The sequence below is a fragment of the Planotetraspora phitsanulokensis genome, assembly GCF_016863295.1.
GTDB classification, from domain to species: domain Bacteria; phylum Actinomycetota; class Actinomycetes; order Streptosporangiales; family Streptosporangiaceae; genus Planotetraspora; species Planotetraspora phitsanulokensis.
Map to the genome: position 1 here is coordinate 455,567 of NZ_BOOP01000004.1, position 25,534 is coordinate 481,100.

The 25,534-nt window shown below is 70.8% G+C and carries 18 protein-coding genes and 1 pseudogene; 13 read left to right on the plus strand and 6 right to left on the minus strand.

Features of this window, described 5'->3' with window-relative positions:
* Positions 1 to 2: 2 nt before the first annotated feature.
* The gene (locus Pph01_RS07735) at positions 3 to 1,781 is read right to left on the minus strand and encodes an ATP-binding protein (protein ID WP_204072314.1); all 1,779 of its coding nucleotides are present in this window, start codon (positions 1,779 to 1,781) and stop codon (positions 3 to 5) included.
* Between the two features lie 260 nt (positions 1,782 to 2,041).
* Here Pph01_RS07735 and Pph01_RS07740 point away from each other — a divergent pair, with 260 nt between their 5' ends.
* Entirely contained in the window at positions 2,042 to 3,022 is a 981-nt protein-coding gene (locus Pph01_RS07740) for an acetylxylan esterase (protein WP_204072264.1), read from the plus strand.
* Positions 3,023 to 3,148: 126 nt separating this feature from the next.
* Here Pph01_RS07740 and Pph01_RS07745 read toward each other — a convergent pair whose 3' ends face one another.
* Positions 3,149 to 6,397 carry an amidase family protein gene (locus Pph01_RS07745; RefSeq protein ID WP_204072265.1) on the minus strand — a complete coding sequence of 1,083 codons (3,249 nt, stop codon included), beginning with the start codon at positions 6,395 to 6,397 and terminating at the stop codon, positions 3,149 to 3,151.
* 212 nt (positions 6,398 to 6,609) lie between these two features.
* Here Pph01_RS07745 and Pph01_RS07750 point away from each other — a divergent pair, with 212 nt between their 5' ends.
* Together Pph01_RS07750 and Pph01_RS07755 are read left to right on the plus strand one after the other, a co-directional pair.
* Positions 6,610 to 7,191 (plus strand): TetR/AcrR family transcriptional regulator, encoded by a 582-nt coding sequence (locus Pph01_RS07750; RefSeq protein ID WP_204072266.1) that lies wholly within the window; start codon positions 6,610 to 6,612, stop codon positions 7,189 to 7,191.
* 262 nt (positions 7,192 to 7,453) lie between these two features.
* Entirely contained in the window at positions 7,454 to 8,413 is a 960-nt protein-coding gene (locus tag Pph01_RS07755; RefSeq protein ID WP_204072267.1) for an SDR family NAD(P)-dependent oxidoreductase, read from the plus strand.
* A 13-nt stretch (positions 8,414 to 8,426) separates the two neighbouring features.
* Here Pph01_RS07755 and Pph01_RS07760 read toward each other — a convergent pair whose 3' ends face one another.
* Entirely contained in the window at positions 8,427 to 9,539 is a 1,113-nt protein-coding gene (locus tag Pph01_RS07760) for a hypothetical protein (RefSeq protein ID WP_204072268.1), read from the minus strand.
* Positions 9,540 to 9,790: 251 nt separating this feature from the next.
* On the opposite strand from Pph01_RS07760, the gene Pph01_RS07765 reads away from it, so the two are divergent.
* Genes Pph01_RS07765 through Pph01_RS43265 form a run of 6 tightly spaced genes read left to right on the plus strand, consistent with a single transcriptional unit; the run spans position 9,791 to position 17,601 of the window.
* The gene (locus tag Pph01_RS07765; RefSeq protein WP_204072269.1) at positions 9,791 to 11,137 is read left to right on the plus strand and encodes a purine-cytosine permease family protein; all 1,347 of its coding nucleotides are present in this window, start codon (positions 9,791 to 9,793) and stop codon (positions 11,135 to 11,137) included.
* Positions 11,138 to 11,148: 11 nt separating this feature from the next.
* Positions 11,149 to 12,705, plus strand: coding sequence for a hydantoinase/oxoprolinase N-terminal domain-containing protein (locus Pph01_RS07770; RefSeq protein WP_204072270.1), 1,557 nt, complete (start codon positions 11,149 to 11,151; stop codon positions 12,703 to 12,705).
* On the plus strand, positions 12,698 to 13,786 hold the full coding sequence (locus Pph01_RS07775) for an S-methyl thiohydantoin desulfurase family protein (protein WP_239116502.1): 1,089 nt from the start codon (positions 12,698 to 12,700) through the stop codon (positions 13,784 to 13,786). The genes Pph01_RS07770 and Pph01_RS07775 overlap by 8 nt, the downstream gene beginning before the upstream one ends.
* Positions 13,783 to 14,886 (plus strand): S-methyl thiohydantoin desulfurase family protein, encoded by a 1,104-nt coding sequence (locus Pph01_RS07780; protein ID WP_204072271.1) that lies wholly within the window; start codon positions 13,783 to 13,785, stop codon positions 14,884 to 14,886. The genes Pph01_RS07775 and Pph01_RS07780 overlap by 4 nt, the downstream gene beginning before the upstream one ends.
* 4 nt (positions 14,887 to 14,890) lie before the next feature.
* Positions 14,891 to 16,054, plus strand: a complete 1,164-nt coding sequence (locus Pph01_RS07785) for a DUF917 domain-containing protein (RefSeq protein ID WP_204072272.1) — start codon at positions 14,891 to 14,893, stop codon at positions 16,052 to 16,054.
* Positions 16,051 to 17,601 carry a helix-turn-helix domain-containing protein gene (locus Pph01_RS43265; protein ID WP_204072273.1) on the plus strand — a complete coding sequence of 517 codons (1,551 nt, stop codon included), beginning with the start codon at positions 16,051 to 16,053 and terminating at the stop codon, positions 17,599 to 17,601. The genes Pph01_RS07785 and Pph01_RS43265 overlap by 4 nt, the downstream gene beginning before the upstream one ends.
* Before the next feature lie 63 nt (positions 17,602 to 17,664).
* On the opposite strand, the gene Pph01_RS07795 is transcribed toward Pph01_RS43265, so the two are convergent.
* Together Pph01_RS07795 and Pph01_RS07800 are read right to left on the minus strand one after the other, a co-directional pair.
* Positions 17,665 to 18,747 (minus strand): protein kinase family protein, encoded by a 1,083-nt coding sequence (locus Pph01_RS07795; RefSeq protein WP_239116503.1) that lies wholly within the window; start codon positions 18,745 to 18,747, stop codon positions 17,665 to 17,667.
* Positions 18,748 to 18,792: 45 nt separating this feature from the next.
* Positions 18,793 to 19,872, minus strand: a complete 1,080-nt coding sequence (locus Pph01_RS07800) for a winged helix DNA-binding domain-containing protein (protein ID WP_204072274.1) — start codon at positions 19,870 to 19,872, stop codon at positions 18,793 to 18,795.
* Positions 19,873 to 19,877: 5 nt separating this feature from the next.
* Here Pph01_RS07800 and Pph01_RS43650 point away from each other — a divergent pair.
* Positions 19,878 to 20,327 (plus strand): annotated as a pseudogene (locus Pph01_RS43650) (P-loop nucleotide/nucleoside kinase family protein); the annotation flags it as partial.
* A gap of 428 nt (positions 20,328 to 20,755) precedes the next feature.
* Here the strand turns inward: Pph01_RS43650 and Pph01_RS07810 are convergent.
* Entirely contained in the window at positions 20,756 to 21,700 is a 945-nt protein-coding gene (locus Pph01_RS07810; protein WP_204072275.1) for an acyl-ACP desaturase, read from the minus strand.
* Between the two features lie 222 nt (positions 21,701 to 21,922).
* Here Pph01_RS07810 and Pph01_RS07815 point away from each other — a divergent pair, with 222 nt between their 5' ends.
* The 3 genes from Pph01_RS07815 to Pph01_RS07825 all read left to right on the plus strand — a co-directional run bounded on the left by Pph01_RS07815 (position 21,923) and on the right by Pph01_RS07825 (position 24,696).
* Entirely contained in the window at positions 21,923 to 22,888 is a 966-nt protein-coding gene (locus Pph01_RS07815) for a serine hydrolase domain-containing protein (RefSeq protein ID WP_204072276.1), read from the plus strand.
* A 118-nt stretch (positions 22,889 to 23,006) separates the two neighbouring features.
* Complete coding sequence (locus tag Pph01_RS07820) at positions 23,007 to 23,396, plus strand: ACT domain-containing protein (RefSeq protein WP_204072277.1); 390 nt, start codon at positions 23,007 to 23,009, stop codon at positions 23,394 to 23,396.
* Positions 23,397 to 23,451: 55 nt separating this feature from the next.
* Positions 23,452 to 24,696, plus strand: coding sequence for an aminoglycoside phosphotransferase family protein (locus Pph01_RS07825; RefSeq protein ID WP_204072278.1), 1,245 nt, complete (start codon positions 23,452 to 23,454; stop codon positions 24,694 to 24,696).
* Positions 24,697 to 25,534: the final 838 nt, after the last annotated feature.

Consider the following 25,534-nt stretch of genomic DNA (forward strand, 5'->3'; position numbering starts at 1 on the left):
CTTCAGAAAGGGGGAATGTCGTCGTCGGCCCCGGGCAGCCCGGCGAAGGGGTCGTCGACCGTACGACGGGCGACGCCGGTCGGGGCAGGACCCGCCTCGGACGGCCGCGTCGCCCATGCGGGGAACGGGAAGGTGACCGCGAGGGGCACCGGGATCTCGGGCTGGGCGACGAACATCGTGCCCGGCTTGGCGATGGTGGCACGCTCCCGGGAGATCGCCGGCAGCCAGCCGTACTCGGGACGCGACGCTTCGGCGGGGTCGAGCCGGCCGGCCACGCGGACGGCGCAGTTCGCGACGATGCGCCGCTCCACCTCCGAGGCCGTCTGCTGGGCGCCGATGAGGATCACCCCCAGGGAGCGGCCACGTTCGGCCACGTCGAGCAGGATCTCCTTGATCGGTGAGTCGCCCTCGCGCGGCGCGTACTTGTTCAGCTCGTCGAGCACGACGAACAGCAGCGGCCGAGCAGTGCCGCTGCTCTCCTTGCGGGCGAACTCGCCGCGCAGGACCACGCCGACGACGAACCTTTGCGCCCTCTCGGGCAGGTTGTGTAGATCGACGATCGAGACCTGCGCATCCGAGGTGCTGATCGAGTGCGGCCGGCCGGGAGGGAGGTCCCCGCGGACGATCGGCGACAGCGCGCGTACGGCACCGCGGAGACGGCGCAGGAACGCGTTCACCGTCCCAAGGGGCACCTGCGCGCCCGCCCAGGTGGCACGCGTTCCGTCGTCGGTGAGCTGGTCGGCGATGTGATCGACCAGGTCGGCGAAGGTGCGGCAGGTGACACCGCCCCCTCCTGGGGGCGTGATCGTGACCGCTCCCCCGTCGCCCGCGGGAGCCGCCCACGCCTGCAGGCGGGCTGCGACCGCGCCCACGAGGAGGGAGTACTGAGCACGTTCGTCATCGGCGTCGGCGAAGACGAACCGGAGCAGTTCCTCCTCGCAGAACTCGGTCAACGTCCAGAAGAAGGCGCTTATCCCCTGCGTCCTGGCGGACACGTGAGGGACGCCGTTGGGATCGCCGGGACGCGGCGGCGCGAACACGTGAACACTGTGGAACGGCCGGGCGGGCAGACCGAGCCGTCCGTACATGCGCGTGGCGGCCTCGTCGAGCCGGGCGTTGGGATGGTCGAGGAACAACAGGTCCTCGCCCTTGACAGAGAAGATCAGCGCCTTGGTGTTGGCCGCCTCGGCGTCCAGGACACCGGAATTGAAGATCGAATAGATGAGGAACGTGGCGAAGGAGGTCTTCGTCGCCACGCCCGAGACCCCCGAGATCGACACGTGCGCGCCGCGCGTGCCGTCGAGGAAGTCGAAGTTGACGTACATCGGCTGCCCGTCGCGCCCGAGCCCCATCGGAATGCGCCGGTCCATGACGTCGAAGTAGAGAGCCTGGTCCCGATCGGCCGCCTGAGCCCGGTAGACGACCGCTCCCGGCGAAGGCGGAACGAAGATCTCCGGTTCGACCCGCGTGACCCGGACCTCCGCACACTCCACTACGGCGGCCGGCAGCGTCCCGTCGGCGATGAGGAACACGTCCGAGTCGTAGCTGGCGCCTTCGTGCCGCGCCTCCACCGTCGTGACGACCCCCGCCATCAGCACCGGGCCGTGGCCGGGCACGTCTCGCCGAGTGATGACGACCTCGTCGAGTTGCACGGCCTGTCCCGGCTCGATGCCGATCCAGAACGACAGCGGTGACGCCGCCTGTGTCCCGAGCACCCGCCCGACCGCCTCCCCCGAGGACGCCGCCCCGTTCACCGACGTGAGGATCGGCGCTCCGTCCATTACCACCAGGCCCTCCAACCTGGGCGTTCACATCGCCCCCAAACGGAGCGTAGCGGCCCGAAAAACACCCCTTGCCTCCTTTCGCAAACTGGAGCGCCCCGATGCCTGGTCGACCGAGATCCAGATGGGGTTCTGGCCACCTGTCTATCGGGTCGCCCATGGGCCATGGCGCGGTGCAGCCACGTCCGCGTTCCGGGGATGGCGTTCGGAGTAACCGATGAGGTGAAATGTCCGGACACGTCTAAGGCTTGGAGATCGTTATGCCGCTGTTCGACCTGCCCCTTGAAGAGCTCCGTCACTACCTCCCGGAGCGTGACGAGCCCGCGGACTTCGACGCCTTCTGGTCCCGGACCCTCACCGAGGCCGCGGAGCACGACCTGGCCCCCGTGTTCACGCCGTACGACCTCCCCCTCACCTCCGTCGACGTGTACGACACCGCGTTCACCGGTTGGGGCGGCGACCGGGTGAACGCCTGGTTCCTGGTTCCGCGGGGAGCACATGGGCCGCTGCCGTGCGTGGTGAAGTACATCGGTTACAGCGGGGGGCGCGGCTTCGCCCACGATCACCTGCTCTGGCCGTCGGCCGGTTACGCCACGCTCGTGGTCGACACCCGGGGCCAGGGTGCGGCGCATCTGCATAACCCGGGCAGCACCGCCGACCCGCACGCGGGCGGCGCCCCGCACGCGCCGGGCATGATGACCAGGGGGATCCTCGACCCCGACACCTACTACTACCGGCGGGTCTTCACCGACGCGGTGCGTGCCGTCGACGTGGCGGTGGGACACCCCGCGGTCGACCCCGAGGCGATCGTGGTCACCGGCGTCAGCCAGGGCGGCGGCATCGCCCAGGCCGTCGCCGCGCTCCGGCCGGACGTGCGGGCCGCGCTCATCGACGTGCCGTTCCTCACCCACTTCCGCAGGGCCGTGGAGATCACGAGCCGCGACCCCTACCAGGAACTCGTCCGCTTCCTCGCCTCCCAGCGCGGAACGCCCGAGCAGGTCTTCCGCACGCTGTCGTACTTCGACGGCCTCAACTTCGCCGCCCGGGGCCGGGTGCCCGCGCTGTACTCGGTGGCGCTGATGGACGACATCTGCCCGCCGTCCACGGTTTTCGGCGGCTACAACCACTGGCAGGGGCCCAAGGAGATCACCGTCTGGCCGTGGAACAACCACGAGGGCGGAGGCCCCTTCCAGGTCGAGGAGCAAGTGCGTCACCTGCACAAACTCCTCGCCGACCGCTGAGTTCTCGGAGCGCTGTCCTGGGCGGCACACTCATGGGAAAACGCCGACTTTCCCGCCCCGGATGGCCTGCGGCCACAACGCGAGGGGCCCGCGCCGTCGACCGGCGCGGGCCCTTGGCGTTGACGGTCAGTGGCGGGGACGGGATTCGAGGAGGCGGTCACCGGGGTTGCACAACTCCCCGGTGAAGAACGTGCTGCCGGGCACGCACCGCCACATGCTCGGGTTGGTGAAGCTGGGGGCGAGGCGGACATTCGTCGCCTGCTCCAGGGCGTAGCCGTCGGCGAGGAGGGTCGCCTCGCTGAAGGCCGTGCCGACGAGCGTGACGCCGATCGGGTTGTGGCCCGCCGAACTGGCGGTCGCACCGTACCCGGCGGGCAGCGTCAGCGCCGGGTAGCCCGCGCGGTCGGCGTAACCGACGAGCGCGTGGCCGGTCGGCACCATGACGGCGTCGAAGTCGTCCGACGTGTCACCGGGCGTTCCGTTGGTGAGGATGCCGTCGATCAGCGCCCGGGTCGACGCCTTGCCCGTCTCCAGATCGGCCTTGTACGCCGCGCCGGTGGCGGGGTCGGACAGGTCGACGGCCTGGGCCGCGAGAAGCCGGCCCTGCTGGTACTTCAGTCCTTCCACCGAATTGGCGTCGTTGTAGTCGATGATGCCCTGCAGCGACCTGGCTCCATGGCCGCGCCGGCTGCCCGACAGGTAGTCGTTCAGATCGCGCTTGAACTCGCTCGGCACGACACTCGCCGGGTCGGGGCTCGGCGTGCCGATCGTCACCTGGGTCGTCACGGCCCCGAGCGCCTGCAGGGCCGTCACCGTCGCGGGGTACGGCGCGGCCGTGCTCGCCACGACGGCGATCTTCTTCCCCTGGAGGGCGGTCGCGGACAGACCGGCGGTGTAGTCCTTCACGGGCGCCCCCGACGTCGCCGGGTCGGCCCGGTCGGGTCCGGCGATCGCCGTGAGCGCGCTCGCGGCGTCGTACACCGTGCGGGTGATCGGTCCAGGCGCGTCCTGCGACCGGGCCACCGGCAGGACTCCGGTGCGGCTGACCAGACCCACCGTCGTCTTCAGGCCGACGACGCCCGCCGCGTCGGCGGGGGCCAGCAGCTGGGCCGAGTCGGTGGACGTCTCCATTCCGACGGTGAACGCCGCCAGCCCGGAGGCCGTCGCCGCCGCCGAACCACCGGACGAACCGGCCGGGGTCTTGTCGGTGTCGGACGGCAGGAGCACCTGACCGGCGAGTGAGGAGTACCCCTTCGGCATGTTCGCGTCGAAGACGCCGTTCAGTTCGGAGATGTTCGTCTTGCCGAGGATGATCGCCCCGGCGGCCTTGAGTTTGGCGACGACCGTCGAGTCGCGGCCGGGTTGGTGGTCCTGCAGAGCGATCGAGCCGCCTGTTGTCGCAAGCGAGTCCACGTCGAACCCGTCGTCGAGCAGAACGGGAAGGCCGAACAGCGGGCCGTGCTTCTTCTTGTCCTTCTTGTCCTTGTCGCGCTCCCGGTCGAGCGCGCGGGCCTCCTTCAGAGCGTCCGGGTTGACGGCGCGGACCGCCTGGGTGGCCGGTCCCTCGGCGTTGGTCAGCGCGATCCGGTAGAGGTAGGCCTTGACCAGCTCTTCCGAGGTCAGCGAGCCGGCGGCGAGCCGGGTGCTCAGGCTCCGCGCCGACTCGGTCTCCAGGGAGAACGGCAGCGGCCGGGGCGCGTGGCCGAGCATGCGCATGATCGTGTCGTAGTCGGGGTTGCAGTGCCCGCGCCCGGCGAACGGCTCGGCCGGGACCGTCTTCGCGCAGCGGTACATGCTCGGGTTGACCGAACCGGCCGTCTGCCGCAGCTTCGTGGCCTGCTCGATGACGTAGCCGGTGCCGATCAGGTCGTACTCGTCGTACGCGCCGCCGTGGATCTGCACGTTGAGCGCGCGGCGCGTCGTGTTCGAGTAGCCCATGGGGATCGTCATCGAGGGATACCCGGCCTGCGGCGCGTTCGGGACGCTGCCGAGGATCGCGATGACGGGGTCGGCGGGCTGAGCCGGGTCGGAGTTCGGGTAGGTCATCATGTCGTCGATGGCCTTGTGCCAGGCGGCCTTGCGGACGGGCAGGTTCGCCCGGTAGGCGATCTCGTTGGCCCCGCCCGAGGCGATGTCGGCGTTCAGAGCGTTGACGTGGTTGTTGTTGCCGAACTTCAGGGCCTGCTGCGCGTTGGCCTGGTTGTCGGCCACCTCGTCGGCCAGCGACTTGATCGGTGCCTGCGGGCCGAGCCGCTTGTAGTACTCGTCGATGGTCTTGTGTTGCTCATAACCACTGGGCAGGCTCGGCAGCGTGCCGACACTGGTCGTCGGCCGTGGCACCATGACCGCGCCCGCCGCGGTCAGCGCGTCGTACGCGATCTTGAGTGGGCTGCCGTCGGCGAGCGTGCCGTTGTAGCCGATCTTCTTGCCCCTGACGAAGCCGAGATCGAGGGCCTTCATGTAGTCCGGCAGCTTCGCGGGCAGAGCCGGGATGACGCCGGTGCTGAGGTAGTCGGGTCCGAAGATCGCACGGTACTCGGCGTCGCCGTCCGGGTCGGGCCCGGCGATCGAGGCGAGCGTCATCGCGGCGTCCGAGACGCTGCGGACCATCGGCCCCGCCGTGTCCTGCGACGCACTGATCGGCGCGATGCCGTACCCCGGCACGAGGCCGACGGTCGGCCGCAGCCCGACGAGGCTCTGTGTGCTCGACGGGCTGATGATCGAGCCCGACGTCTCCGTGCCGATGCCGAGCGTGGCCATCGCGGCGGCCATGGCCGCGCCGGTTCCGGACGAGGAGCCGCTGGGGTTCTGGTCGGCGTCGATGCCGTTGAGAACCTGCCCGGTGAGGTTGCTGAAACCAGAGGGCTGGCTGCCGAAGCTGTTCGCGAACTCAGACAGGCCGACCTTGCCGAGGATGACGACTCCGCGCTCGCGCAGCTTCTTGGTGATCCCCGCGTCCGTCGCCGGGTACGAGTCGCGCAGCGAGTAGTTGCCGGCCGAGGTGTACATGCCGGTCACGTCGACGAGGTCCTTCAGCAGGACGGGCAGCCCGTGCGCGGGCCCGAGGACCCGCCCTTTCGCCCGCTGCCGGTCGGCCAGCGCCGCTTCCTTCAGCGCGTCGGAGTTGAGCTGCGTCACGGCGTTCAGCCCGGGTCCGCGCTTGTTCAGCGCCTCGATCCGGTCGAGGTAGGCCTGGGTGAGCTCGACGGAGGTGAGCTGCCCCTTCGCCATCATGGCCTCGGCCTGGGCTCCGGTGAGTTTCTCGAGGTCGAGTACGGGGGGCCTGCGGGTCTTGGCTGCGGCGGTCGCCGGCGCGAGCGGGATGGCGAGGGACAGGGTGAGAAGAGCGGCCAGAGTGAAGCGGAGTTTGCGCACCACATGCTCCTTGAGGGGTGATGCTCGCGACCGTATAGATGATCAGTTACGGCCGGATTTCCGGCATGTTCCCGTCCGGCTAGCGAGGATCATGTGTCCGAATCCTGATACCTGCCCGCATGAATCACCCCGTGGAGGCCCGGTGGGAGGCGGCTCGACGTCTACGACTGACGGATTAGACAAACTCCTGCTCGTTGTCTAATCTGTCAGTCGTGAGCAGTTCGGAGATCGAGCAGGACGACCCCAAGCGCGGCGCCGTCCTCACGGCCGCCCTCGGCCTGTTCAGCAGGTACGGGTTCCAGAAGACGTCGATGGAGGAGGTCGCCAAGGCGGCGGGCATCTCCCGGCCGGGACTGTACCTCCTGTTCCCGAACAAGGAGCAGCTGTACCGCGCCACGATGCAGGGCGTCATGGAACGAGCGCAGCAGGCCATGGAGGCCTGTTTCGCCGACGAGACGCTGAGCTTCGAGGATCGGATCGTCGCGGCGCTGGACGCGCTGATGGGCCAGTACGTCGAGACCCAGGTGGCCAGGGACCTCAGCGAACTGCTGGAGAACAGCGGGCCGCAGCTGGGCTCGATGTTCCACGACTACCAGGAGAAGGCCAGGGCGACCATCAGCGCACAGGTCGCGTCGCTCGCCCCGCCCGGCGTGCTCACCGCCGAGCTGGGCGCGGACGACGTCATGGACGTCCTCTTCTCCGCCGCTCTGACCTGGAAGCAGACCTCGGCCGACCGCGCCGAGTTCCGCGACCGGGTCAGACGCGCCGTCCAGCTGATCAGCCGCGCTGGTTGATCAGCCGCGCCGGCTGACCTCGCCATCACACGCCCGCACCCCCACGCGGGCCGACCATACCTTCACTCCCCTGCGCCTTCGCGCGGGCCGACCACACCCTCGCACCCCCGCCACTCCCCCACGCCTTCGCGTAGGGCGAGCACGCTGGCACGCCCTCAGCGCCCGCCCGGCCGCGCGCTCGAACTCGCGCGCCCCGGCGCCGCCTGCCCCCGCACGCCTTTCGCAGCACCTTCACCCACACATCGACCGATGGAGTACAGCCATGCCCACAATCACCACTCCGTTCGACGCGAAGTCGACCGCCGACGAGGTGATCGCCGGGGTCGACCTGTCCGGCAAGCGCGCCGTCGTCACCGGCGGGACGTCCGGGATCGGCCTGGAGACCGCCCGCGCACTGGCCGCCGCCGGCGCGCAGGTGACGCTGACCACCCGCGACACCGAAGCCGGCGAGCGCGCAGCCGCTGACATCCGCGCCACGACGGGCCGCGACGACGTCCACGTCGCCGCCCTCAATCTGCTGGAACGTTCCACCATCGACGCGTTCGTCGCCGGCTGGAGCGGCCCCCTGCACATCCTGGTCAACAACGCCGGCGTGATGGCCCTGCCCGAGCGGACCACGACCAGGGAAGGCTGGGAGACGCAGTTCGCCACCAATCACCTCGGCCACGCCGCTCTGACGCTCGGCCTGCACCGGGCGCTCGCCGCCGCTCGGGGCGCCCGGGTCGTCACCGTCAGCTCCTCCGCCCATCTGATGTCCCCCGTCGTCTTCGACGACATCCACTTCATCTCCCGGCCCTACGAAGCCTGGTCGGCCTACGGCCAGTCGAAGACGGCGACCATCCTGTTCACCGTCGCCATGGCGGAGAAGTGGGCCGCAGACGGCATCACCGCCAACGCGCTCCACCCCGGCGGCATCATGACCAACCTCCAGCGCCACCTGGACGACGCCCAGTTGCGCTACGTGGGCGCGATGGACGAGCAGGGCCTCCGCCTCGAGCTGCCTCCGGGCTGGAAGACCCCGCAGCAGGGCGCGGCCACCTCCGTCCTGCTGGCCGCCTCGCCGCTCGTCCAGGGAGTGACCGGACGCTACTTCGAGGACTGCAACGAGGCCGTCGTCGTCACCGGTCCGGGTGACGGCCTGCGCGGAGTCGCACCGTACGCACTCGACGCGGACGACGCCGGCCGCCTCTGGGACGAGACGGTCCGGCTCCTCCAGCGCTGACCACGCCGACGTTTCATGGGCCGGGAAAGGGCGCGTCCCGGCCCTCGGTCACCGCACGCATGTTGCGGTCGAGGTCGGCCATCTCCAGGTCGACCGCGTAGACCACGAAGTCCTCCGTGATCGGCAGGATGGCGCTCCAGTCCACGGCGCCGAGGGAACGCGCGACCTCGCAGAGGAGCTCCCCGCCCCTGTCGGAACGGGACAGAGTGAGCTCCTGGGCCAGAAGGCGGGCGGTGCCGGCGACCGCGCGGACGTCCACCGGCGTCTCGTGGGCCATGTCCGCGGGCGACCACACATCCTCCGGGTCCGAGTCCCCGGCGAGCCGGACCCGGTCACGCTCGAGACCGACGTTCACCAGCACGTCCGCCGGGTCAAGCGGATCCTCGTACACGAGGGCCACGCAGTACGCGGGCTCGTCGACCGCCAGAGCGCGGACGGAGCGGGGGATCTGCGTCAGCAGTTCCTCCCGGACCGTCCGCCAGGCGGACTCGACCGTGAACCCGGCCGGCGGGCGTTCGTACTTCACCTGTGCGGGCCCGCCGGGCGCGGAGATCTCCAGCCGGGACAGGCCTTCTCCGTCGTAGGCGGCGCCGATCACCGTCCACGGCTCCGGCCGGAGCGGCGCGCCGCGCCGCCGGGCCGCGTGGTGGACGGCGACGCGGGTCACCCGATCGCCGTCGTAGTCGTACGTCTCGTATCCGCCGCCCGCGACCGCCGCGATCAGCGCCTGGCCGATCCTGCCCGCCTCGAATCGGTATTCGTGCAGATAGATCGGCTTACCGTCGGCGACATGGAAACGTGCCTCCTCGACGATGCCGGTCAGGTGCGTACGGAAGGTCTCGTAGTACAACGTGCCGTCGAGGAAGCCGCTGTACTCGAGCAGGACCACCAGGCGGTCGTCGGCGTCGAACCCGATCTGAACGTGGTCCCGGCTCACGGGCGGGCGCTCGGCGAGACGACGTCCCGGCCTCCACAGGCTCCGCTCGTAGTACAGCGGGCGGAGGTCGAACGCGTCGTCGTCGTACCACTCCCACCGGACCGCCTCGGCGTACGCGGCCGCCCGCCGCTGCCCGTACTCCTCGGCGAGGCGTGCGAACCGTTCGTCGAGGCCGGAGAGATCGATCACGTGCCCGATGGTACGGCGGAGCCTGCACAGGACTGCGCGCAACGAACCCGACATTTCGTGCTGTAGAAATGAAGGTCGACGAACCGAGGTTCGGCGCGGCTCCACGACCCCCCGGCCTTCTGTGCACAGTGCACATGCACCGGCTGCGGGTTGTGCCGATCGCACCGTGACGAGGGCTGAGCCTGTTCCTACGCTCAGGGCACCACCCGCCCTGGCCTGGCGAAAGCGCTTCGCCCCCCTCGGAGGCAATCATGGCTTCTTCACTCGGCACCGACGACTACGCGATATCCCGCGTGCCCGCCCGTGCCCGGTACTCCTGGGTATCGGTCGCGGTCCAGCGGTTCGGCCAGATATCCGCCCTCAGCCAGTTCCTCCTCGGCGCGACCCTCGGTTTCGGGATGAGCTTCTGGAACGCGTTCTGGGCGATCACCCTCGGCGCGGTGATCCTCGAACTGGTGGCCATCGCGCTCGGCGTCATCGGCATGCGGGAGGGGCTGACGACCTCCATGCTCGCCCGGTGGTGCGGCTTCGGCCAGGCCGGATCCGCGCTGATCGGCCTGGCCATCGGGATCAGCCTGGTCGGCTGGTTCGGCATCCAGTCCGGGGTCTCGGCCGAAGGCCTGCACGAACTGCTTCCGGGACTGCCCGCGTGGGCGTGGTCCCTGCTGTTCGGGCTCGCGGTGACGGCCATCGTCGTCAAGGGCTTCCACTCGATGGCGTGGACCGCCTACCTCACCGTTCCCGCGTTCGTCCTGCTGGTCGCCTGGTCGGTGGGGAGCGAACTGTCCCAACGCTCGCTGTCCGAACTCGCGTCGGCCGCCCCCGCCGGTCCGTCGTTGTCCCTGCTGCAGGGGACCACGCTGGTCGCCGGCGGGTTCATCGTGGGCGCGGTGATCACCCCGGACATGACCCGGTTCAACCGGTCGGTCGGGGACGTGGTCAAGCAGACCCTGCTGGGGATCACCCTCGGCGAGTACGTGATCGGGCTGATCGGCGTGCTGCTGGCACACGCGATCAAGTCGGCGGACATCATCACGATCGTCACGTCCACCGTGGGCTGGGTCGGGGTCCTGGTCATCGTCGTCGGAACACTGAAGATCAACGACTGGAACCTGTACTCCTCCGGGCTCGGCCTGGTCAACTTCGTCGGCACGGTCTTCGGCCGGCAGGTCAACCGCGCCGCGGTGACCCTGCTCATCGGCGTGGTCGGCAGCGTGCTGGCCGCGGCGGGCATCCTCAACAGCTTCACCGACTTCCTGACGGTCCTCGGCGTGGCCTTTCCCCCGATCGCCGGCATCATGATCGCCGAATACTTCGTGGTGCGCACCTGGCGCCGTGACCTGGACGTCGCGAAGGCCGCGGACGGCGTGCCGCCCCAGGCGCCCCGCTGGGTGCCGGCGACCCTCGTGATCTGGCTCGTCGCGAGCCTGGTCGGGAAGTTCGTGACCTGGGGCCTGCCCAGCATCAACTCACTGATCGTCGCGTTCGTGCTGTACGCCGTGGTGGGCCGGCTCGGCCTGATCCGGGGATACGGCGTCGCGCACACCGAGACGGCGGACGACCGGCAGGCCGCCGCGTCCGCGCCCTCGGCCGCCTGAAAGGACCTGCAATGCGGATCGGAATCGACGTCGGCGGCACCAACACCGACGCCGTGCTCATGGACGGCCAAAGCGTCCTCGCCGCGGTCAAGACCGCGACCACGCGTGATGTGACCAGCGGGATCAACACCGCGCTCGCCGAGCTGAAGCGGCAGCGGGCCTTCGACCCGCTCACGGTGAACGCGGTGATGATCGGCACGACGCACTTCATCAACGCGCTGGTCGAGGCCGACCGCCTGGCCCCGACCGCCGCGCTGCGGCTGGGGCTGCCCGCCACGGCGTCGCTGCCGCCCATGGTCGACTGGCCCGAGCGGCTGGTCGACGCGATCGCGGGCCGGCCGTACCTGTGCCACGGCGGGCACGAGTTCGACGGGCGCCACATCTCCGAGCTGCGCGAGGACGAGATCCTGCGGGTGGCGGAGGAACTGGACCGGCACGGGATCCGCAGCGTGGCCATCTCGAGCGTGTTCTCCCCGGTCAACGCCGAGTTCGAGCAGCGCGCCGCGGACATCCTCACCGGGCAGCTGCCCGCGATCGCCGTCTCGCTGTCGTCGGAGATCGGCCGGATGGGGCTGCTCGAGCGTGAGAACGCCACCATCATCAACGCCTCGCTGCGCGAGCTCGCCGGCCAGATCGTGGACGGCCTCGCCCAGTCCCTCGAGGGCGCGGGCATCAGCGCCCCGCTCTACCTCAGCCAGAACGACGGCACCTTGATGGACGTCGACTTCGCCCGCCGCTACCCGGTCGCCACGTTCGCCTCCGGCCCGACCAACTCGATGCGCGGCGCCGCCTTCCTGTCGGGCGTGGAGTCGTGCGCGGTGGTCGACGTCGGCGGCACCACGAGCGACATCGGCGTGCTGCAGCACGGCTTCCCGCGCGAGGCCACCACCGAGGTGAGCGTCGCCGGGATCCGCACCAACTTCCGGATGCCCGACGTGCTCAGCCTCGGCATCGGCGGAGGCAGCCGGATCCGCCACGAGGGGGCGGTGACGGTCGGGCCCGACTCGGTCGGCTACCGCCTCTCCGAGGAGGCCCTGGTGTTCGGCGGGGCCACGCTCACCGCGACCGACGTCGCGGTCGCCGCGGGCCGGGCCGCGATCGGCGACCCCAGCCTCGTGAAGGAGCTGGACCGGTCACTGGTGCAGGCGGCGCTGCACCGGATCGCCCGCGACATCGGCGACGCCATCGAGCGCATCCGCACCTCCCCCGAGCCGCTTCCCGTGGTCGCGGTCGGCGGCGGGTCGATCCTGCTCCCGGACGAGATCGGCGACTCCGGGCCGGTGCACCGGCCCGAGCACTTCGCCGTCGCCAACGCCATCGGCGCCGCCATCGCCCAGATCGGCGGAGAGGTCGACCGGATCTTCCCGGTGGAGCCCGGCCAACGGCAGTCGGTGCTGGACGACGCCAAGCAGGAGGCGGTCGACAAGGCGGTCGCCTCCGGGGCCAAGCCGGGCAGCGTCCGGGTCGTCGAGGTCGACGAGGTGCCCCTGGCGTACCTGCCGGGGAACGCCACCCGGATCCGCGTCAAGGCGGTCGGCGACCTGCAGCTGGAGGCGGATCGTGGCTGAGCGGCTCATCACGGGACCGGACCTGGACGACCTCGCGGTCGGCGCGGCCATCCTCGGCACCGGCGGCGGCGGGGACCCCCACATCGGCCGGCTGCTCGCGCACGCGGCCGTCCGCGCCGACGGCCCGGCCCGGCTCGTCCCGCTGGAGAACGTCCCGGACGACGCCGTCGCCGTGGTGGTCGCCATGATGGGCGCTCCCACGGTGATGCTGGAGAAGGTTCCCTCCACCGAGCAGGCGGCGCTCGCCGTACAGACCCTCACCTCCTACCTCGGCAAGTCCCCCACGCACCTGGTGTGCGCGGAGGCCGGCGGCGTCAACGCCCTCGTGCCGGTCGTCGCCGCCGCCCAGCTGGGGCTCCCCCTGATCGACGCCGACGGGATGGGCCGGGCGTTCCCCGAGCTGCAGATGGTGATGCCCACGTTGTACGGCATCGGCGCCACCCCGATGTCGATCGCCGATGAGAAGGGCAACCGCGGCATCTTCGACACGGTGGACAACCACTGGGCGGAGCGCCTCGCCCGGTCCGCCACGATCGACATGGGCTGCTCCGCGATGATCAGCCTGTTCCCGATGACCGGTGCGCAGGCCCGCGAGGCGCTCGTCCCCGGAACCCTGTCCCTCTGCGGCGAACTGGGCCGGTTGGTGCGTGAGGCCCGGGCCGCGCACTGCGACCCGGTCGCGGCCGTCGTCGAGCGCCTGGGCGGAGCCGAGCTGTTCACCGGCAAGGTCGTGGACGTCAGCCGGCGCACCGAGGGCGGATTCGCCCGCGGTGAGGCGACGCTGGAAGGGCTGAACGACAGGGCGGGTGAGCGGTTCCTGCTGCGGTTCCAGAACGAGCACCTCGTCGCCGTCCGCGACGGCGCCGTGGTGGCCACCGTCCCCGACCTGATCTGCGTGCTCGACGCCGAGGCCGGCACCGCCATCACGACCGAGACGCTCCGGTACGGCCAGCGGGTGCGGGTCATCGCGGCGCCGTGCGATCCCCGCTGGCACTCCCCCGAAGGGCTGGAGCTCGTCGGGCCCCGGTACTTCGGCTACGACCACGACACCGTCCGCGTCGGCTCTGGAGCACTCACGTGAGCTACACCCTCGACGTTCGCGATCTCGCCGACCTGGCCCGCGGGGCCGCGTTGCTCGGCACCGGCGGCGGAGGCGATCCGTACATCGGCAGACTCCTCGTGGAGCAGGCGCTGCGTGACGGCCCGGGGACGATCACCGTGCTCGACCCCGCCGAGCTGGGCGACGACGACCTGGTCATCCCGACGGCGCAGATGGGCGCCCCGACCGTGATGGTGGAGAAGATCCCCCGGGGCGACGAGGCGGTCGCGGCCCTGCGGGCCTTGGAAGTGCACCTGGGACGGCGGGCCGACGCGACCATGCCGATCGAGTGCGGCGGGATCAACTCGATGATCCCGCTGCTGGTCGCCGCCCGGACCGGCCTGCCCGTCGTGGACGCGGACGGGATGGGCCGGGCGTTCCCCGAGCTGCAGATGGAGACCTTCTCCGTGTACGGCGTGCCGGGGTCGCCCCTGGCCATCGGCGGCGAGAACGGCGAGACCGTCGTCATCGACACGGGCGCCGACAACAAGCGCCTGGAGTGGCTCGCCCGCGGCATCGCGATCCGGCTCGGCGGGGTCGCTCACATCGCCGAGTACGCGATGTCCGGCGCGGACGTCAAACGCACGGCTGTCCCGAACACGCTCACCCTCGGGCTGCGGATCGGGCGGGCCCTGCGCACCGCGCGCGAGGAACACCGTGACCCGGTCGAGGCGCTCGCCGAGACGATGTCCGGCACCCTTTACGACAAGGTCCGGGTGCTGTTCCGCGGCAAGGTCGTGGACGTCGAGCGGCGCACGGTGGCCGGGTTCGCCCGGGGCAGCGCCACGCTCGCCGCCTTCGAGGGCGGCGGCAGGCTCGAGCTGACCTTCCAGAACGAGAACCTGGTCGCGCGGGCCGACGGCGAGGTCCGGTGTGTGGTCCCCGATCTGATCTGCGTGCTCGAGGCCGACTCGGGCGAGCCGATCACGACCGAGGGGCTGCGGTACGGCCAGCGGGCCGTCGTCGTGGGGATCAGCGCCCCGGACCTGATGCGCAGCCCGGAGGCGCTCGCGGTGTTCGGCCCGGGCGCGTTCGGTCTCGAGGTGGGGTTCCGGCCGGTGGAGGATCTCGTGTCACTCTGAGTGCATGCCAATCCGCTACCTCGGTGGGCCGGACGTCGACCACCTCGCCCGGGGTACCACGCTGCTCGGGTCGGGCGGCGGCGGGCAGACGGACACGGCGGCCCGGCTGCTCCGGCGGAGCCTGGCGGGCGACCGGATCGAGTTGCTGAGCTGCGACGTCGTCCCCGGCGGCCACGTCCTCCCGGTGGGGATCGTCGGCGCGGTGTCGGCGTTCACCGAGAGGCTGCCGTCCGGCGGGGAATGGGCGCCCGTACTGGAGACGATCGTGAACCGGACGGGGATCGACCCCGCCGGGCTGATCGCCATCGAGGCCGGCGGGGTCAACGGCATCGTCGTGTTCGTCGCCGCGGCCGAGCTCGGCCTCCCGGTGATCGACGCGGATCTGCAGGGCCGGGCGCTGCCGCGGCTCGACCAGATGTCCGTGGCGGCGCTCGGCGAACCGCTCACGCCCCTGGCCATCGGCGACTCCGGCGGCCGGCTGCTCATGCTGGACTCGCTGTCCCCTCAGGCGGCGGAGCGGATCGTCAGGTCCGCGCTCACCGAGTTCGGCGGATGGGCGGCGATTGCGCTGCGCCCGCTGCCGGTGGCGCTGCTGGACCGGCTGACCATCCTCGGGACGCTCAGCCGGGCCCTGCGCCTGGGCGCCCGGCACGCGTCCTGGGCACAGACCGCCGATCCACACCAGGCCGCGGCGTCCCTTGGGGGCCGGGTCCTCGTCATCGGGCGCGTCATCGAGGTGGTCCGGCACCGGGCCGCGGCGGGGTTCGGCCGCGGATCCGTGATCATCCGCGCCGGCCGGGACGGTACCCTCGTGCGCCTGGAGATGGAGAACGAGTACCTGCTCGCCCTCGTCGACGGCCGGCCCGTGGCGTCCACCCCCGACATCCTGTGCGTGCTCGACAGGAACAGCGGCCTGCCCATCTCCTGCGACACCGTGCGCGGCGGCGCCGAGGTCGTCGCGTTACACCTTCCCGGCCCGTCGTTCTGGTGGCGGCCGGAGGCCGTGGACGCCGTCGCGCCCCGGGCCTTCGGGCTGGACGTCGACCCGGTCCCGCTGCGGGAGACACCTCGGGAAACACCGCAGGAGACAGCGCGGGAAACATCGCAGGAGAGACCGCAGGGGACTGCGCAGGAGAGTCTGCGGGAGACATCGCGGGAGGCGCCGTGACGGACGCCCCGCCGACCCTGCGCGAGTTGATCGGACACCCGCACCTCGCTGCCACGCCGCTGTCCGGAGACGACGACCTCGATCGGCACGTCACCGGCATCACGCTGATCGACCCGGCCGGAACGGGGGTGGTCCAGCCGGGCGAGATCGCCCTGTGCCCGTCGATTCCCGCGGGTTACCTGAGCAGTTGGCGCCTGGACGCCACGATCCGCCGCCTGTACGACCAGCAGGCCGCCGCGCTCGCCGTCCCCTTCTCGGGCCCCGACGGCGAGACGCCTCTGGACGGAAGCCGCCGGCTCGCGCGGCATCTGCACCTGCCGATCCTGGGCGTCACCACGCCGCCGCTGCTCTGGGCGGGCACGGCCGCCGCGTTCGTGCACTCCCCCGCCGTGGACGCGGCCGATCATCTGCGCCGCGCCCACCGTGCGCTGACCCACCGTCTGCTGGGCCCCCAGGACGTCGCCCGGGCCCTCAGCGGAGTCCTGGACCGGCCGGTCGCCGTCTTCGGCCCCGATGGCACGCCGATCACCCGCGTTTCCTTCGAGCTGCCGCCCGGCTTCGATCCGCATGCCCCGGTGGCTCAGATCCTCGCCGCGGACGGCGACACCACGGTGGCCGTGCCCGTGCCCGGAACGCCGAGCGGGACCGCGGACTTGTGGATGGCGGCCGCGCTCGGGCAGGCGCCTGCCGCCTGGACGCGCACGGTTCGCGACGTCCTCCAGCTCGGGACGCTCGCCGTCCAGCGCTGGCAGGCCACCCGGCGCGTCGTGCTGGAACGCGACGCCCGGCTGCGCGCCGGGCTGTTCGGCGATCTCCTCGAGGGCCGGCTGGACAGCGGAGGCTCCGCGCACGAGCGGGCGGCCGAACTGGGCTGGCGCCTGGACGGCTGGCATGTGGCCTTCCACATCGCGGCGCTGGGGCAGGTCGACCTCCTGGGGCACACCGACGCCGTCGCGTCCGCCGTGGCCGCGGAGCGAATCGACGTGACGGTGGTGGAACGCGGCGACGGCTGGTCGGCCTGGACGACCAGCAGAACCGAACCGGACGAGGACGCCAGCCGCGACCTGCTCGCCGCCCTCCAGCGGGTCCGGCACCGGCTGGCCACCCGGTTCGACTGTGCGATCGGCGTGGGACGCGGCCATCCCGACACCGGCGGACTGACCCGGAGCCTCGCCGAGGCGTGGGATGCGGCCAGGCTCGCCCGCGGGCGCCCCCAGACCGGCCGCCTGGTGCACATCGACCGCCTCGGGCTGGCCCAGTTGCTGGTCGCCTGGGCGAGCACCGAGACCTTCGCTCCCACCGCGACCCGGCTGCTCGCCCCGCTGGAGTCGCAGCCGGGTGAGCTCGTCGCCACGCTCTCCACCTATCTGGACGCCGGAGGGTCGGCGGCCGACACCGCGGCGGTCCTCGGCGTGCACCGCAACACCGTCGCGGCGCGGCTCCACCGGATCGAGGAGCTTCTCACCGTCGACCTGAACAACTCCGACGACCGCCTGGCCCTCCATCTGGCCTGCCGGGTCACCCTGGACCGGAACACCGGCTACTGACCAGTGGGGTCAGGGGCCCCGAACTCACCAGTGGTCAGGGCCCCCGGCTCAAAGGCCCCCGGCTCAACGGTGGCCGGTGAACAGGCCATGGGCCGCACCGACCCGGTTGATCTCCTCCAGCGGGTACGGGGTCCGCCTGCTCTCTTCCTGGAGCTTGAGGTAGAAGTCCGCCATCACTGCGGCGAGCGGGCTGTAGCGGGTCAGGATCGCCGCGGCCCGGTCCGGGAGTCCTGTGGGCCGCTCGCCCTCGGCACACGCGCGCACCAGCGCGTCGCGTTCCTTCCTTTCGTACCCGTACAACGCGGTGACCAGCCAGTGGACCAGATGGGTCGTCGCGTAGCAACGGTCGTAGGTCCGATGCTGGTCAAAGAAGTCGATCTCATCTCGCGACAGATCGAACCGGGAGGACAGGGCCAGGCCGTAGTCGGCGAAGTAGAGGCGCCGCCCGTCGGTCAGGATGTTCTCGAAGTGCGCGTCGAAGTGCAGGAGCCCGCGGGCGTTCATGAACGAGACGCCCGCCTCCAGGCCCCGCTCCACCAGTGAACAGGCCTGGTCCGCGGCCTGTTCGCCGGCGCGCATCCGCGCTCCCAGCCACTCGTGCAGGCTCTGCGGGATGTACTCGAGGAACAGCACGAGACTGGCCGAGACCTGCCGGAGGGCCTCGATCCTGTGCCGGACGTGAGATCCGCCTCCCCAGTACGCGACCGCTCGTTCTACATCGGCCAGCTCCTCGGGAGGGGGCGGCGGGCTGTCCGGCAGGACACGCCAGTTGTACATCAGGGGGAACCCCTCGAACTGTCCCTCGAGCACCCAGTTCGTGGTCATGATGTGCACGGCGAGTTCCCGCCAGGCGCCGAAGCCCGGCCCGCCGATGCCGTACTGGCAGAAGGTGGGCAGCCCGAACACGTTCGCGGTGGACCGGGTGTTCTCCGGCAGCCTCTCCAGATCGGTGAGTGGCACCCGCTTCACGAAGACCCTGCTCCCGTCGACCTCCAGCAGCGCCGACGTACCGCCGATGCCGGAACCGAGCGGGATGGCTGTGTCGACCCACTCGCGTAGCTCGCGGTCACCGCGCAGAGCCAGGGACGTGGAGACGGCGCTGTAAGCGGTGAGACGCCCCCTTCGCGACATGTCAGTCAGCTCCACCACCGCCTCCTGCCGACCTGGCGGCCGGCTCAGTGTTCCTGTGGGTCACCGTGGATCACCGTGCGGCCGCAGGGCGGCCACGCGGCTCGTCTCGCGGGCCAGCGCGGCGGCGGGCACGTCTTCGAACAGCTCGTGGACGATCTCGCCTCCCTTGGCCTCCCACACCCCGGCGACCCGCCCCTGGAAGACGACGACGGGAGAGATCCAGCCGGCGGCGCGACTGACCTTGGCCCTGGCCGCCCGCGGCAGCAACGGCTCGAGGTCGCGCGGCGCACCCATGATGTATTGGTCGAAACCCGGGAGAAGGTGGACCGAGTCGGACGGTCGGGCGGAGGCCAGCGCATCGGCGTGCTCGGTGAGCGCGAGCATCGGACGCCCCTCGACCTCGACCTCGGTGACGTCGTCGCCGAGATCGCGGAACCAGCCGCGCAGCACGGCCTTGCGGGACTTGCCGCGGAACAGCCAGGCGTCGAACATCTCGGGCGTCGCCGGCCCGTGAGCACCGAGGAAGGACCGCACGAGCAGGGTGCCCGCCTCCTCCGCGGCAAGCGGCACGATGCCCGGCGCCATGAAGGTGACCCGGCCGTCGCGCGGCGGGCCGTAGCAGAGCTCCCCGAGGAAGCTCAGCGGCTTGAGCAACATCCCCCAGCCGGAGGTCAGCGCCTCCTTCAGATGGGCGTCGCCGGTGGACTCGATCACCGCCTCGACCAGCTCGTCGCGCGTCAGTGCCCGCTCCCCCAGCACGTGCGGAACCGTCTCGATGATCGCGTCGATCTCGGCGGCGGTGACACCGTGTCCGCGCTGCCACACCCCCGTCTCCCAGAACCGCAGCGACCGGAGGGCGCCGCAATAGATCGGCAACTCGTCGGTGGGCACCAGGTGCAGGGTGCCGCGCATGAGCCAGGTCTTGCGGAGCGTGCCGTCTCGCCAGAGGGCGGTCTCGACCTCGCCGGGCCGCGGATCGGCCTGCCGTACGGCTGTCGCCAACTCCGCCGACGAGGCCACCTGGCTCTGCACGCCGCAGAGCCTGCGCACGACGGACACTGCGTCGGAGCCGGTGCCGCCGGCGAACTGACGCTCCAGCCGCCAGGCGAGCACCTGCGGCCAGGTCAGGGAAACGCTCACGTCCCATGACTACACGAGGCGGACGACATTCGGGCGGACGAGCGATCGCGGAAGAGGCGAACACGCGGCCACCGGACTTCCCCGCAGGCCCGCGGGAGTGCGAGAGTGCGGCGGTGACGTCACCCACGCTGATTGTGGTGAGCGGTCCCCCGGGCAGCGGGAAGACCACGCTCGCGCACGAGATCGCCCGGTCGATCGGCTGCCCGGCGGTCTGCCGCGACGAGATCAAGCAGGGGATGGCGTACTCCACCCCCGGGTTCGAGCCGAGCACCGGCGACCCGCTGAACCGGCGGACGCTCACGGTGTTCTTCGACGTCCTGGCGACGTTGTTGCGTGCCGGCGTGACCGCGGTGGCGGAGGCGGCCTTCCAGGACAAGCTGTGGCGGCCGAACCTGACGCCTCTCGCCGAGCTCGCGGCGATCCGGGTCGTCCGCTGCACGGTCGGCACCGGCGTCGCACATGAGCGGATCGCCCGTCGCGCCGCGCAGGACGCGCACCGGGCGGCGCACGCCGACCAGGATCTGCTTCGGGCGATCGCCGGCGGTGAGCGCCCGATCGAATCGTGGGTCCCCATCGCTCTGACTGTCCCGACGCTGGCCGTGGACACGACGGACGGCTACGAGCCGCGCATCGAGGACATTCGTGTCCTTCGCCACGCGGCCCGGGACCGATGCGGAACGCGCCCACCTGGTGCGTCGCCGCACCGGCCTCGGGCATCCCGGCTCCGGTGCGTGATCGCGTCCGGTTCCGTCCGAGTTCGGTGTCGTAGTAGATCAGGCCGTGGTGGGGGTCTCGGGTTTCGGGTTTCGGGGTTTCGGGTTTCGGGGTTTCGGGTGAGAGGCCTGGCGCGGGAGCACCGGCGTGCCCTCAGGCCCCGTGTCGGCTACGTCGTCGCTTCGGCCCTCGCCCGCCGCGCGTCCCGTCGCTCCTCGAAGCGGGTCGCGGCCACCTCGAGCTTGGCGAGGAAGGCCGACAACTCCTCGCGAGCCTGCTCACCCTCGGCGTCGAGACCTTCGATGTCGAAGGTCTTCCACTGCCGCAGCACCGGCGCCAGGACCTCGTCGCAGTGCTGGCGGAGGTCGTAGATGCCCGCCATGGCGATCGTCACGGACTTGCGGGCGAAGCCCTCGAGGCCCTGGCCCGGCATCTGGAACGAGGTCACCACATCGGTGACGGCGCGCATGGTCTGCGACGGGGACAACTCGAACGCGGCGGCGAGGAGATTCCGGTAGAAGAGCATGTGGAGGTTCTCGTCAGCGGCGACCCGCGCGAGCAACCTCTCGCAGATCGGGTCCCCCGACGCCTTCCCGGTGTTCCGGTGGGCGACGCGGGTGGCCAGTTCCTGGAACGAGACGTAGGCCAACTGCCGGAGCACGCCGTCGTACTCCGTGGCGAAGCCGTTCTGCATGTGGGTCATCCTGGCCCGCTCCAGCGCGACCGGGTCGACCGCCCGGGAGACGGTCAGGTAGTCGCGGATGGCGATCCCGTGCCGGCCCTCCTCCGCCGTCCACCGGTGCACCCAGGTGCCCCACGCGCCGTCCCTGCCGAACGTCGTGGCGATCTCGTGGTGGTAGCTCGGGAGGTTGTCCTCGGTCAGGAGGTTGACGATGAGCGAGACACGAGCGGGTTCGGGAATCGCGGAGTCCTCCGGCGACCACGCCTCGCCCTCCAGGACCCCGTCGAACGTCCGGCCCTCACTCCATGGGATGAACTCGTGGGGGAACCACTCCTTGGCCACCGCGAGGTGCCGGTCCAGCTCTCGGCCGACCACGGGTTCGAGCTCGACGAGAAGCTCCGTCTGGGTGAGGGGGCGAGACGTGCTCAGCATGCATGGCCTCCGGATCGACAAACCTACGGTTGAGTAACCTACGCTAGCGTAGGTTACCGCGCAGCGTGCCGATCCGACACCCGCCCTCCGTCCACATCCACCCGTCGGCGCGCCAAGGAATCGTCGAGAAGACGAACGGGCATCCCGCAGGAGTTCCATCGTGTCCCCGCGATCTTCCGGCCGGGTTGGCCCTGACAGAGTGGCAGGGCGTAGAAGAGGACCATGAGCAGTCACCCCCTCGCGAACCTCCTCGCCCGGGCCGTCGAACGTAACCGAGTCCCCGACCTGCACGCCGTCGTCGCCCTCCATCACGGACAGGTGGTCCTCGAGCACTACGGCGAAGGCGCGGACTTCAAACTGGGCGAGCCCCTCGGCCACGTGCGCTTCACACCGGACACGCTCCACGACATCCGCTCGGTCACCAAAAGCGTCGTCGGCCTTCTGTACGGCATCGCTCTCGCCGACGGCCGGGTGCCGGAACCGCACGAGCCGCTGCTGCGCCACTTCGCCGAGTATCAGGACCTCGCGGAGGACCCCCGGCTCGCCGCGTTGACGGTCGAGCACGCGCTCACGATGACGCTCGGGCTGGAGTGGGACGAGAACGTCCCGTACACGAGTGCGGCCAACAGCGAGATCGCGATGGAGCTCGCCCCCGACCGCTGTCGCTACGTCCTGAGCCGGCGGATCATGGACGAGCCCGGAACCCGATGGTCCTACTGCGGCGGCGCCTCGGCGCTTGCGGCGCGGCTCATCGAGAAGGGCACCGGACTGGCACTGGAGGACTACGCGCGCACCAGGCTCTTCGAGCCGCTCGGGATCACGCGCTGGGAGTGGTCGACCGGCACGGACGGGGTGGCTCTGGCCGCCTCCGGGCTGCGGCTGCCCCCTCATGGCCTCCTGGCGATCGGGCGGCTCGTACTCGAAGGGGGTCGCGACATCGTGCCCGCGTCCTGGCTGGCCACGGTGCTGCGCCCGCACGTGCGGATCGACGAGGGCTTCCACTACGGCTACCAGTGGTACGTGGGCGACACGTGGATCGCCGGGTTCGGCAACGGCGGCCAGCGGATCCACGTGTCACCGGCCCTGGACATCGTCGTCGCCGTCACGGCCGGACAGTACGACAGGCCGGATCAGCCGACCGCCTCGGTCGTGCTCGACGAGGTGATCCTGCCGGCGCTGACCCAGTGAGAGTCCTCGGAGCGGCGCCCTGACAGAACGGCCTTCGCAGCTCCTTGAACGATGATCGTCGGCCGTACGGCGAGACCGCGCGGCCCGCGCCGGACGGCGTCTGTGGTACACACCGTTCATGAGTTCACCCGCTGCCCAGCGTCTGGGCGTCGTGCCGTCCGTGTTCGCCGTCCAGCACCTGCCGCAGGCCACGTTCCCCGAAGACGACGACTGGATCGCGCTCGTCCGCGCCCCTGAGGGTCTCACCGTCGTACGCGAGACCTGGCCGACGGGCTCCGGCGATAGGTGGATCGGCCTGTACGGAGAGGCGCAGGGGCTGAACGTCTCGGGCACGCTGGCGGCGGTCGTGGGGCCGCTGGCCGACGCGGCGATCACCGTGTTCGTCGCCTCGACGTTCCACGCCGACCTGGTCCTGGTGCCCGAGCCGCGGATCGAGGAGGCCGTCGCCGTGCTGGAGCAGGCGGGCCATCGAGTGGACACCAAACATCTGCGACGGGCCGACGTCTGACGGCTCCCCCGAATATTCGGTCGCTCACTCGGCGGCGGCCGTTCACACTGGCGGGATGGGACGGACAGTCAGCGCCTGGGTGACCGCGGGCGAGGAGTGGCTCGGCGTCCTCGGGCCGTTCCCGGTGAGCGTCCCCTGGTGGTCGCAGGTCGAGTCGGTCGTCGCGCACATGCGTCAGGTGCTGGACGTACCGGTCCTGGTGCTGAGGTTGCTGCACGTCGACGGCGGAGAAGGCGGCCGCGACGGTCACGTGACGTATCATGTCGAAGCGATGGAACGACCCGCGCCGGGGCTGCTGACCCCGTCGCCCGTCGATCACGCCGTACTCACGAGGCCGGAGGATCTGCGTTCTCCATGGGCCGTGATCGAGGGGGTCCGGGAGTTCCTCGGCTGGGCCTCGGACGCGCTGGGCGCGGCGGGACGGCCGGTCACGGGGCCGGTCGAGCAGCACAAGACGTGGAATCTGGCCGGGCTGTTCCGCCTGCCGACCGCGCAGGGCCCGGTCTGGCTGAAGACCACACCGCACTTCGCCGCGGACGAGGCCGACGTGATCGCCGCCTTCGCCCGCGTGGATCCAGGGCTGGTCCCGGCCGTCATAGCCGCCGGCGAGCGGCGGGTCCTGCTGGAACACCTGCCGGGCGAGGACTGCTGGCAGGCCTCCCCCGAGAAGATCATCAGCGTGGTGGACCGTCTCGTCGCCGCACAGGCCGCGCTGGCCGATCCGACGGCCGATCCGGCGGACGATCCGGCGGACGATCCGGCGGACGGGCTCCCTGCCGGGTTGCGTGACCGGCGCACGCGCGTCATCGCCGAACTGGTCCGCGAACTCCTCGACGGCGAGGTCGGCCGTGAACTGACCGCTGAAGAGTTGCGCACCGCGCGTGGTCTGGTCGAGCGGTGGCCGCTGCTGGACGAGTGCGGCCTGCCCGACACGATCGTGCACGGCGACTTCCACCCGGGCAACTGGCGCAGCGACGGCGGCCCGCCGGTCGTCATGGACTTCGCCGACGCGCATCTTGGCAACCCGGTGCTGGACGGCCTGCGGGTCCTCGACTTCCTGCCCGCGGAGAAGCAGCGCGTGGCGACCCGCGCATGGATCGACGCCTGGGCCTTCCGGGTCCCCGGCTGCGATCCCGCCCGCGCGCTGGCCGTCGGCGAACCGCTGGCCTACCTGACGTACGCGGTGCGCTATCAGGAGTTCCTGGACAGTATCGAACCCTCCGAGAGGATCTACCACCTCCGCGATCCCGCCACGGTCATCCGTGAGGCCCTTCGCTGCGCACCCGGAGAGATCAGCTGACCGGCCCCGCAGAAGAAAGAGCGTCCGGCAGTGGATCAGATGACAACGGTGCCGACCGTTGACAACAGTGCCGACCGTGCCGCACGAGCTCTTCGGGCGTACGCGGCGAGGTCGAGCAGTTACACGGGTGGGCCACCCTTGCTGCACCCCGTCCGGTGCCTCAGGCGGCGGCTCGGTCTGTACATCGCTCATAGCGAACGTATAGAAATTCTGTTCGAAATCTGTAGCGGCTCGATTACGGAGTGTGAGATTATTCGTACAGGATTTCGATTCGATGGGGCGGGAGGTGGAGGGCGTGGCCGATCCGTGTGGGCGACGTTCTTCACGTTCCGTGCCCGATTCGGGAGTCGAGGAGATGCCGTGTGGTCCGGCGTGGTGGGCGGAGGTGACGGCCCGGGCTCAGGCATGGTCGTCCGATGGCAGTTCGGCGTTGAGTCGCCCGCCGGTGGAAGACCTGTGGCCGGAAACGGCGGCAGCGCGTCGCACTGAGCCTGCACCACATCGCGTCGAGCGGGCGTCGGATCCGCACCCGGATGCAAGGCAGTCAGGAGTCAGGCGGCCGGGTCCTCTAGTCACCGGCCCGCAGCGGGCCGGTTCGGGCGTTCCGGGGCCGGGCGGTGCCGGGCCGGGTGGTACCGGGTCGACTGATGGTGGGCGGGCGGTTCCGGGGGCGGGTTCTTCGAGCCCGGTCGATGATGCGGGACCGAAGTCTTCCGATTCCGACGCTGGGGGGTCGGCGTCGTCGTGTGTGGATGGATCGGCTGCGCTGGTTGCCGCGATCGGGGAGATGGCCGGGCTGCTTGCGTCGGCGCCGTTGCCGGATTCGGCCAGCGTGTGT

Excerpts from the sequence above, each read along its gene's own strand:
- Pph01_RS07735 (WP_204072314.1), bottom strand. The coding sequence starts at position 1,781 with ATGGACGGAGCGCCGATCCTCACGTCGGTGAACGGGGCGGCGTCCTCG.
- Pph01_RS07740 (WP_204072264.1), top strand. The coding sequence starts at position 2,042 with ATGCCGCTGTTCGACCTGCCCCTTGAAGAGCTCCGTCACTACCTCCCG.
- Pph01_RS07755 (WP_204072267.1), top strand. The coding sequence starts at position 7,454 with ATGCCCACAATCACCACTCCGTTCGACGCGAAGTCGACCGCCGACGAG.
- Pph01_RS07765 (WP_204072269.1), top strand. The coding sequence starts at position 9,791 with ATGGCTTCTTCACTCGGCACCGACGACTACGCGATATCCCGCGTGCCC.
- Pph01_RS07770 (WP_204072270.1), top strand. The coding sequence starts at position 11,149 with ATGCGGATCGGAATCGACGTCGGCGGCACCAACACCGACGCCGTGCTC.
- Pph01_RS07785 (WP_204072272.1), top strand. The coding sequence starts at position 14,891 with ATGCCAATCCGCTACCTCGGTGGGCCGGACGTCGACCACCTCGCCCGG.
- Pph01_RS07810 (WP_204072275.1), bottom strand. The coding sequence starts at position 21,700 with ATGCTGAGCACGTCTCGCCCCCTCACCCAGACGGAGCTTCTCGTCGAG.
- Pph01_RS07815 (WP_204072276.1), top strand. The coding sequence starts at position 21,923 with ATGAGCAGTCACCCCCTCGCGAACCTCCTCGCCCGGGCCGTCGAACGT.
- Pph01_RS07820 (WP_204072277.1), top strand. The coding sequence starts at position 23,007 with ATGAGTTCACCCGCTGCCCAGCGTCTGGGCGTCGTGCCGTCCGTGTTC.
- Pph01_RS07825 (WP_204072278.1), top strand. The coding sequence starts at position 23,452 with ATGGGACGGACAGTCAGCGCCTGGGTGACCGCGGGCGAGGAGTGGCTC.